This window comes from Lactobacillus sp. WILCCON 0149, assembly GCF_057197965.1.
The window spans coordinates 1-9692 of record NZ_JBUBHO010000012.1 but is presented as its reverse complement, the minus strand read 5'-3'; the positions used below and the strand labels follow the sequence as shown (position 1 = coordinate 9692).

7 protein-coding genes are annotated in these 9692 nt (G+C 46.4%); 6 read left to right on the top strand and 1 reads right to left on the bottom strand.

Going from position 1 to position 9692, the window contains the following annotated elements; all coding sequences use genetic code 11:
• The 6 genes from ACYVUV_RS12090 to xerS all read left to right on the top strand — a co-directional run.
• A partial coding sequence (locus ACYVUV_RS12090) for a hypothetical protein (RefSeq protein WP_484499532.1) occupies window positions 1-230 on the top strand: 230 nt, incomplete at its 5' end.
• Window positions 231-541: 311 nt separating this feature from the next.
• Window positions 542-5710: a mucin-binding protein gene (locus ACYVUV_RS12085; RefSeq protein ID WP_484499531.1), complete on the top strand. Its 5169-nt coding sequence runs from the start codon at window positions 542-544 to the stop codon at window positions 5708-5710.
• 175 nt (window positions 5711-5885) lie between these two features.
• Window positions 5886-6632: a mucin-binding protein gene (locus ACYVUV_RS12080; protein WP_484499530.1), complete on the top strand. Its 747-nt coding sequence runs from the start codon at window positions 5886-5888 to the stop codon at window positions 6630-6632.
• A gap of 35 nt (window positions 6633-6667) precedes the next feature.
• Entirely contained in the window at window positions 6668-7513 is an 846-nt protein-coding gene (locus tag ACYVUV_RS12075; RefSeq protein WP_484499529.1) for a CAP domain-containing protein, read from the top strand.
• 314 nt (window positions 7514-7827) lie between these two features.
• Window positions 7828-8055: a hypothetical protein gene (locus ACYVUV_RS12070; protein WP_484499528.1), complete on the top strand. Its 228-nt coding sequence runs from the start codon at window positions 7828-7830 to the stop codon at window positions 8053-8055.
• A 78-nt stretch (window positions 8056-8133) separates the two neighbouring features.
• Window positions 8134-9186, top strand: coding sequence for a tyrosine recombinase XerS (gene xerS, locus ACYVUV_RS12065; protein WP_484499527.1), 1053 nt, complete (start codon window positions 8134-8136; stop codon window positions 9184-9186).
• Window positions 9187-9326: 140 nt separating this feature from the next.
• Here xerS and ACYVUV_RS12060 read toward each other — a convergent pair whose 3' ends face one another.
• Window positions 9327-9569 carry a hypothetical protein gene (locus tag ACYVUV_RS12060; RefSeq protein WP_484499526.1) on the bottom strand — a complete coding sequence of 81 codons (243 nt, stop codon included), beginning with the start codon at window positions 9567-9569 and terminating at the stop codon, window positions 9327-9329.
• Window positions 9570-9692 lie beyond the last annotated feature (123 nt).

Genomic DNA, 9692 nt, shown 5'->3' with positions numbered 1-9692 from the left:
AGGCTATCTACTTGGAGTCAGCTGTCACTGTGCTGGGTGCCCCCGGTTCCTGCGACTTTAATCATGGGAGAATCAATTTTACCTTGAGTCATAATCGTTACGAAAACGATAAATCGTTGCAATCAAAGCGCATCGATTATCAGAATCGTCGCGCAACGATTGTCATGAAAAAAGATAATCATCGCACAAAGAATCTATCAACGAGCAAATGTGTAGCCACGAATAATTAATACAATCTTTCTTGCCAAAGTAAATAAACCAAACACGGGGATGCTGGAGATTCTTTCCTAAAAATGTTCGTTGATTTTTATAACTTTGTTTATTCTGCGGCAAAGATCGCCTTGCTCAGGCCCAGAAATTTCGGGCTTTTCCCGCTTTTTTAACGAAAAATAGTAAATGCTCTCCTTTCTTCAAACATATCTACAATTAACTTAGTTGGAAATCCATCCAAGATGCGGATATTAAATATCCATTAGTGTTTTGTTCCAACTTTAATTTTGTTAAAACAATCAAATTTCTAATCTAGGAAAGGATGTAAGGAATGAGTAAACAGAAATTTGAAGAAATTGCTGAACGCACGCCACACTACGGCTTCCGGAAGCTGTCTGTCGGCATGGCTTCTGTGTTGTTGTCTACCACGCTGTGGGTTGGCAATCAAGGCCAAGCACACGCCGCAACTGGCAGTACTGAAGCAAATGGTTCTGAAGGTGAAAACGAGAACCAAGAGAAGAATGCTGTAGCAACGAGCAGTGGGGTTGTAGTACAGAAGTCTGACAGCTCAGAAGCAAGCAGTCAGACTTCCAATCAAGCGGCTGATGGAAAGCAAGCCAGCGATGGCCAAGCAGAAGTGCAGGATCAAACTGATTCTCAATCTGCAAGCGCTCAAGAAACTACTAGTGCTGCCAATGCTTCAAGTCAAAGCGACAAGGCAGGCGTCAATGCTTCAACTGATACTGCCAACAAGGCTCAAGATACAAATTCAGCTAACTCAAACAGCACCACTAGCAATGCAAACAGCACAAGCAGCGCCAACAACGCCAACAGCGCTGGGGATTCAGAAAAGAGCCAGTCTGTAGAGAAAAACTCTGCCAAGGCTGACTCCAATGCTAACGTTGATGCGGGTGTGAATGCGAATGCGGGGGATGCTGCTAAAGAAAAAGCTACTGATACTAGCAAGTCTGATCAAGCAAAACAGACTTCTGATCAGAAGAGCGAATCTAAGGCATCAGATAATGCCAGCGAGAAGTTGACCGATGCTGCTAATAAGACCGCATCAAATGTTTCCAGTTCTGCTGATTCAAATAATGAAACGGTTGCGTTTAACACGAACAAGGCAAATGGTGCCTACACTGAAGTAAGTCTTGCCAGCCTTGCACTTCCAACCTCTGAAACTGCAACGTCATTCAACACTTTGAACAGCGCGGCCAAGGCAGCGGCTAGTGCGAGACTGCTGGCTACGAGTTTAGCAGCCGCTCCAGCTACAAATGCTAACGTAAAGTTATATAAGGACGGCTTGGACTCAGTTGGTGCCTACCAATACGTTTTCAAAAACAAGTTTGTCAAGCCGACTATTTCTTCAACTGACAAGAATTGGAAAGTTTTGACAGATTCGGCAGGCAATTACATCGTTGCCTATACGCACTCATTCCATGGGGCAACTGATAGCGTTAAGCCGGGCAACGTCACGATTACGATTCCAGGAAAAGCTGAAGATGAAACAGGGACTTACCACGACGTTAAGATTACCCTGTCAAACATTACTTTCCAATCATTGGGATACAGAAACTCGAATTTAGGTGCCGCAAACGAAAGTCACTTGTACTATGGCAAGCCTGTAACTTGGTCAGTGCTTTCGATGAAAAAGAACAAGGATGGTAGTGGCACGACATGGCTCGACTCTGGCCTTGACACAAAAGTTACCAACGGCTTTGACAACACCCGTGACGGGAAGCTTAGCACTAAAATGGACGTGCACGTACAAATTGTTGGTGCCAAGGCAGGAACTACTGCTTTGATGTACTTCTACGACCTTGACCAGCCAGACAAATCTGATGGTACGGTACACAAAGAAGCAGATTTCAAAAAGTCAGACTATGTGCTTGCCAATGGTGATCCGAAAACCTACACTGAGCAAGTTAAGTTCCTCAGTGGCATGGTTGGAAATGCACATGCTAACAAAGACTCAACAGGCGTCCATGAGAAGAACAATACGTTCTACGGATTAGCTCCTTCGCCTGATGGCGGCGGCAAAGCCGGTGAGCAAGGGCAACACAACACAGAATTTGACCAACTGGTTTTAGCAACTGGTTCGTCATTCCACTGGGCTGGCTCTAACGCGGGGACCAGAATTTTCCAACACTACGGGTCATATGAAATTAAGCAAAAATTCATTGACAGTACGGGAAAGAGAATTTCAGCAGCAGATGCTCACGGCTCATATGCGGCTGCAGAGAAGGGTAAGCCAATGGATATGGTCTTTCCTAAGAACGACCGTAATGGCTCCGTAAGCAGCAATAAAGGCTACTACATCAAGAAGATCTTGATCGATGGCAAGACGTTCTTCGAAAACAAGACTGACAACAAGACCATTACTAGCCAGAAGTTTTCGTTCCCAAAAGTTACTGCTGACCACACTGTTGAAACCGAAATTGCAAAGATTCCGGATGCTCCAGCACCTGTTGTACAGAAAGCTACGGTTGTCTATCATGATGATACTGACAACAAGGATCTTGAATCTAAAGACTTAAGCGGCAACAGTGGCGCTGACAGTGGATACAACACCAAGGCTACGATTGATAAGTACAAAGCTGCGGGCTATGAGCTGGTAAGCGATGATACAAAAGGCTCGAGCATCGTGTTTGATAGTGACACAAGTGTGGATCAGACATATGCTGTACACTTGAAGCACACGCCGAGAACGCCGTCGACAATAAACGGTGCAGATACTGTTAATCGGACGATTACGTATGTCGTAAAAGGTGGAAAAGTAGCCGCACCTAGTGCCGTTCACGATAGTTTGAGTTTCTCAAAAACTGTTACTCTAGATGCTGTAACTGGTAAAACTTTATCTGAAGTATGGGAGGGCAACAAAGACTTTAGCGACATCGCAACGCCAAACATTCCAGGCTACAAGGCAGACATCAGCGTAGTGTCCAACAAGAACATTGCCCATGACGCGGCCGACATCAATGTCGTGGTAACCTACACGCCGGAAACCCAGAACGTGTACGTCATCTATCATGACGATACGGACAACAAGGATTTGAAGCAGGACAAGATGTGGGGCGACAGCAACACCACGGTCGGCATGGACTCAGGCTCTGGCTGGCATGCCTACACGACAGGCGACAGCATCAAGGACTACCAGAGCAAGGGCTACGTCCTTGTCAGCGATGACACTGGCGGCAACCAGCTTACCTTTGACAGCGACTCAAGCAAGGACCAGTATTTCACGGTCCACCTCAAGCACGGCACCTACACCAAGGACGTTACGGATGACGTTGCCCGCACGGTCGAATACAAGATCATCGGCGGCAACCACCAGGCACCGTCACCGGTAAACGACAGCCTGCACTTCACTGGCAAGCAGACGATTGACTCGGTAAATCAGAAGGTGCTGAAGACTGACTGGTCAGCCAACCAGGACTTCAAAGACGTCAACACGCCAGAAATTCAAGGCTACACTCCAGACCGCAAGGTAGTATCCAACAAGAACATCGCCCACGATGCCGCGGACATTCATGAGCTGGTAACCTACAAGGCAGACAACCAGGTAGTTCACATTGCCTACCATGACGACACGTCTGGCGAAGACCTCAAGTCTGACACCTTGAACGGTGAAAGCGACACGACAGTCTACACCAGCGAAGGGGGCTGGCATCCGTATACGACCACTGCCAACATCACGCACTACCAGGACAACGGCTATGCTTTAGTCAGCGACGATACCGGCGGCAAGCAGATCACCTTTGACCACGTGACGGGCACTGACCAGTACTTCGTGGTTCACCTCAAGCACACCTACACGACTGTGACTGAAAAGACGCCAGGCGATCCAGGCAAGCCGATCAACAAGGACCCGAACGGTGCCAAGTATCCGTCAGAAACCGACAAGGCAAGCCTGGGCAGAGACGTCAACCGGACGATCAACTACACGATGAAGGACGGGTCAAAAGCCCCAGACAGCGTGAAGGACAAGCTGCACTTCACGCTTGAGAAGACGATTGACAAGGTAACGGGGAAGGTAGTCAAGTCAGAATGGTCTCCAAACCAGGACTTCAAGGATGTTGAAAGCCCGGCAGTCAAGGGCTACACCCCAGACCGGAAGGTAGTGTCTGACAAGGACATTCCTTACAGCAGCGACGACATCGTAGAAAAGGTCGTCTACACCCCAGACCCGCAGAAGGCCAAGGTTATCTACGTCGATCAAACAACGGGCAAGACCTTGAAGACCGATGACCTTAACGGGGTAACCAACGGCAAGTCCGGCTACACTACCGGCAAGTCGATCCAGGACTACGAGGACAACGGCTATGCCCTGGTCAGCGACGAAACCAGTGGCAAGGAAATCATCTTTGACGATGACGATGCCAAGGATCAAACCTACAAGGTAGTCTTGAAGCACACCTACACGACTGTAACTGAAGAAAAGCCAGGCAAGCCAGGTGAAGCCATGAACAAGAATCCGGACGGGACCAAGTATCCGCCAGAAACTGACAAGGCAAGTCTTGGCAAGGACGTAAGAAGAACGATCACCTACCGGATGTCAGACGGCAGCCAGGCTCCTGGCCCAGTCGACAGCATTCTGCACTTCACGGCCCAGAAGACGATTGACAAGGTAACGGGCGAGATCATCTCTACCTCCTGGTCGCCAGCCCAAGACTACGATGACGTAGTAAGTCCAGAAGTCAAAGGCTACACTCCAGACCAGAAGGTGATCAGCGACAAGGGGATTACTCACGAGCACAGCGACATCCACGAGATCGTAACCTACGATCCAGATCCGCAGAAGGCCAAGGTAACCTACATTGACGACACGACCGGCAAGGTGATTACCTTCAGAGATTTGTCGGGCAAGTCCAACGGTCATTCTGGCTACACGACGGCAGAAGAGATCGCGGCACTTGAAGGGAAGGGATACAAGCTGGTAAGCGATGAAACCAATGGTCAGGAAGTCGTCTTCGATGATGATGACAGCGTTGATCAAAGCTACGTTGTCAAGCTTGCTCACCGGATTGACGATTCAACCGAAGATCACACCGCGACTCGCACGATTCGTCTGCACACTCCAGACGGCTTAAAGACGGTCAAGCAGGTCGGCCACGTTACTCGTGACGTCAAGACAGATGCCGTAACGGGTGAGAAGACCTACGGCGAATGGTCCAAGGACAAGTGGGATGAGTTCGATACTCCGGAAATCAAGGGCTACACTGCCAGTCTTGACAAGGTTCTGAAGGAGATCGTCGACGGCGATACCAAGGACAAGGTGGTCGACATCTACTACAAGAAGAAGGAAGCTCCAGCTCCTGCCAAGGAAGAGCCAAAGCAGGAAGAACCGGTCCAAACGCCAGCTCCAGCTCCAGCCCCACAAGCGTCCCTTCCGCAGACAGGCAACAAGGACAGCATCTTGATGCAGTCAGCGGGCATGTTTGCGACAGGGGCTTCTCTCTTGGCTACGGTCATCAACCGGAAGAAGAAATCAGAAGAATAGCAAGCATAGCGGCATCAGCCAGTAGAAACAGTTGATGCTCAAAAACGACTTTGAGATTTCTCAAGGTCGTTTTTTTGTGTCATAGCAGCCATAAAAGGAAATCTGAAATCAAGCTGCACAGTTGCTAAAATAGTAGATGGAAAATACAGATTGTAAAAGAGCAAAGGAGAAAAAGATGAAACTCGTAAAGATTGCGTCTGGCGTATCCGCATCAGTGGCACTGCTTGGCGCGGGTGGGGCGGCTTCAATGCCTCAAGCGCAAGTTCAAGCTGCTGTGAAGTATCAGATCCGCGTGTCTAAGAAAGCCTACGTTTACACTTCCAAAGGCAAGAAGACCAAGAAGTCCTATAAGAAGAATGCCAAGGTGACTGCATACGGCACCAAGTGGATCAAGGGCAAGCAGTACTATAGCTTGGGCAAGGGACGCTACATCCGGACCAGCAATGCAAAGAAAGTAGTACCTTGCTACAGTTATTCCACACAGACCAAGAAGATCACCCGGACGATCAAGATGTACCAGCCAAAAGGCGTCAAGAAGGTCATCCAGAACGCCTACATCAAGAGAAGCGTCAGAACCGACAACAAGACCAAGAAGAAGACCTACGGCAAGTGGAGCACGTCTTCTTGGAAGAAATACACCGTAGCGAAGGTATCTGGCTATACTGCAAGTCGGGCATCTGTGGGTGCCTACAAGGTGACCAGCAAGACCAAGAATCAGACTGTCAAGATTACCTACAAGGCGGTCAAGAAGAAGAACAAAAAAAGTCACCTACTAAGAAGACCGATGGCAAGCCTGCAACAAAGCCTTCTACAACACCGTCAAAGCCGGCTAACAGTGGATCATCCGGTTCTAATGGGAATTCTGGGTCTTCATTTTCAAGCAACAGCTCAAGCTCAAATAATCCCGGCAAGGGGGATGTAGGATCATCTGACAAGCCATCCAATAGCGGATCAAGCTTGTCTACCAATAATGGTGGCATGGCTGCGACCTACAAGCTTGAAGTAAAAGATGCGACTATCACCCCAGGAACTACTTATGATTCAACTGCATTTGAAATTAAGTATGCATCTACAAGTGTATGGGCACCTGTAGATGTCATTAAATCTATTTCTGTTGATACTGCTAAGGTTCCTTTTGCGGTGTCCTTCCCACTTGAATATGGTGTCTACAATTTAAAGGCAAGTCCAGCCACAGGGGATTCTGGTACTTATAGCGTTCCTGTTTCTGTTACTTACCAAGATGGTACGCAGACAACCTTTGCCGTGAAGATTACTGTGCCGACAATTAAAGTCTGGGACGAGAATACTAAGGCAAGTGCACGGGCTAAGATTTTGGATGTAATCAATGACTTTCGTTCCAAAGTAGGAGAGAATCCAGTGGCCTTGGATACAACGCCGGAATATCAAACATTCATGGATCAGCGAGCTGCAGAAAAGGCTAAAATATTTGCTGATACTGGAAATTTTGATCACTCTGGTACGTCTCTTATAGAAAAGTTTGGAGTATATTCCGGAGAAAATGTTGGTGCTACGACTATAAATGCCAGTGATTCTTTGAATGATCAAGTGTCTCAAGTTGCAACGTATGAACACAATGTCATTCAAGATGAAAAAGATGATTACGAAGCAATTTACATTCGCCATGAGCGAGACAATATTACAAATGTATCGCGTACCGTTGACCATTACAAGGCCTTTATTAATGGGAACTTTACTAAAGCTGTAATTGGCACAGGCACATATATTAAAGATGGTGTAGCATACACTGCTATTGTTATAGCTGATATAATAGCCGAAAAATAGTTAGTATTTTTCGGTTCTCGGTTCAATATAATGCTCATGCTACAAACACAGTAAATCAAAGCAAACCACAAGAAAAATTATAGGTATCAATATTCATTATACAGGTTAGGGAAAGGGGGCACACGAAAGTGTGGCCTCTTTCTTTTGCCTAATTTCAGTTGCCAACAGTTCTGCTTAGTACATGTGATCCTCGGTATTTGACTAAATCTGCTAACAGAATTATGTGTTTGCGCGTACAGTTGACACATACTCATGTAATATTTACAATATAGCTATTAAGTATATATTAATTGATAGGGGAGCAGACTTGAGCAATGGACAAAGAAACAAAAGGACTAGGGTTTCTTAACGATGCAGAAGCTAGTGAATACCAAATCAAGGCAGATAGAAATGGCGATGATAGTAGAGCTACTGCATTGATTTCAATGACTAAAAATGAGAAGCAGCGATTGACTGTCGTAGCAAAAGCACATGGCCTAAGCTTGTCCGCATTTTTGCGCCTTGCGGCTGACGAATACATCATTAAGCATGAATGGCAATGACTTTGCACCAATTATGCTTACTGTAACGCATGATCGTTATGAGGAATGTAAGAAAACTATCAAGGATGGTGAGAATTAGTGGACAAAGCAAGATACTCTGAACTGATCCAAGAGCAGTGCAAGGTTCTGCCAGATTACGTGAGCGAATTTGCCATAACCAAGCGTTCGTCTGTTAAAACCATGTATCAGTACGTATGTGAGATTAGGCGGTTCTTTGAATGGCTGATAGAGGCAGGCATCAGCAATACCTCAAGCACGAAGGGCATCAGCTTGGAAACTTTGGAGAAACTCCAGAAGCGAGACGTAGAGCTGTATATCGATTACCTGCAAAACAGAGTCAATTATCAGAATAAGTATGACAATCCAAGAACAATAAACAGATCGATCAATGCCTTGAGATCGCTCTTTAAGTTTCTAACAGTAACGTCTGAGAAGGATAACGGTGAGCCATATTTCTACCGCAATGTAATGCAGAAGGTTTCGGTATTGCCTGAATCTCAAACTTTGCAGTATCGTGCTCACCAAATTGAGTCAAAGATCTATAGTGGAGAGATCAAGCATGACTTTCTAGAGTTCCTTGAGAATGAGGATGGCTATGAAGCCAAACTGAAGTCAAATCGAGAGAAGGCTGCCTTTAAACGCGTAAAAGACCGCAATATTGCTATTATTGCTTTAATGCTGGGAACCGGCGTTAGAGTATCTGAAGCGGTAAATGTAAATATATCTGACTTGGACGTAGAGCGAGCTACTTTACAGATCTTACGTAAAGGTGGCCAACTGGACGCCGTTCCTATCGCAGAATGGTGTCTGCCGCACATGGAGGCCTATCTTCAAGACAGAAAGGCGATAGGAAAGTCGGTTAAGCCGTTATTTGTTTCGTTTTATGCGAAAGAATATCGTCGCTTGAGCGTTAAAGCAGTAGAAAACTTTATCGCAACATACTCTTCAGCATTTGGTCGGCCGATCACCCCGCACAAGCTGCGACACACTCTTGCTACTGAGTTGTATGAACAGACAAAAGATCTTGTTCTTGTTTCTCAGCAATTGGGCCAGCGGGGAACGTCAGCGACTAAGCTTTATACGCACGTTGGCGATGAAAAGCAAAGAAATGCATTAAATAAGATAAAGTAAGCAAAATATTTTTAGCAAGCAGCTAATATTTTGCTTCTACTTGCTTTTTGGTGCTAAAGCAAGTAGAATAAAAGCATAGAAAGAAGGCCGAGCACTGCGAATGCTCAGCCTTCTGATTGAGGTCGGTGACGACCATGTATTTAGTTGAAATAACAGTTAGTCGTCCTTGCGACGGCTTTTTTATGTTCCTTTTTGCGCTTCTTGCGCGGCTTTTGGCGGTGCAGCTTCTTGCGCAAGGTGTGAGTGCTATCAATCAGATTGCAGACATCATCAAGCAAGGAAACGCAATTCTTCAAGAGGCCATCCAGGTCCTTTGAAAAGCCATTAAGCCAGTGCACTGTAAGATACAGTGCAAGCAACAGACAAAGCAGAACGCTTGCCATTACGGCGGCTCCTTTCTGTCAAGATTAAGAAGGAGCCCGGACAAATTGCCCATAGGCATCACCTCTTTCGTGATGTGAAGGTCGCCACCGCTTACTCAATTACCTAAAATTATAACATATGTT

What these genes read in the sequence shown, in the direction of transcription:
- ACYVUV_RS12085 (WP_484499531.1), top strand. Translation starts at nt 542, where the DNA reads ATGAGTAAACAGAAATTTGAAGAAATTGCTGAACGCACGCCACACTAC.
- ACYVUV_RS12080 (WP_484499530.1), top strand. Translation starts at nt 5,886, where the DNA reads ATGAAACTCGTAAAGATTGCGTCTGGCGTATCCGCATCAGTGGCACTG.
- ACYVUV_RS12070 (WP_484499528.1), top strand. Translation starts at nt 7,828, where the DNA reads ATGGACAAAGAAACAAAAGGACTAGGGTTTCTTAACGATGCAGAAGCT.
- ACYVUV_RS12060 (WP_484499526.1), bottom strand. Translation starts at nt 9,569, where the DNA reads ATGGCAAGCGTTCTGCTTTGTCTGTTGCTTGCACTGTATCTTACAGTG.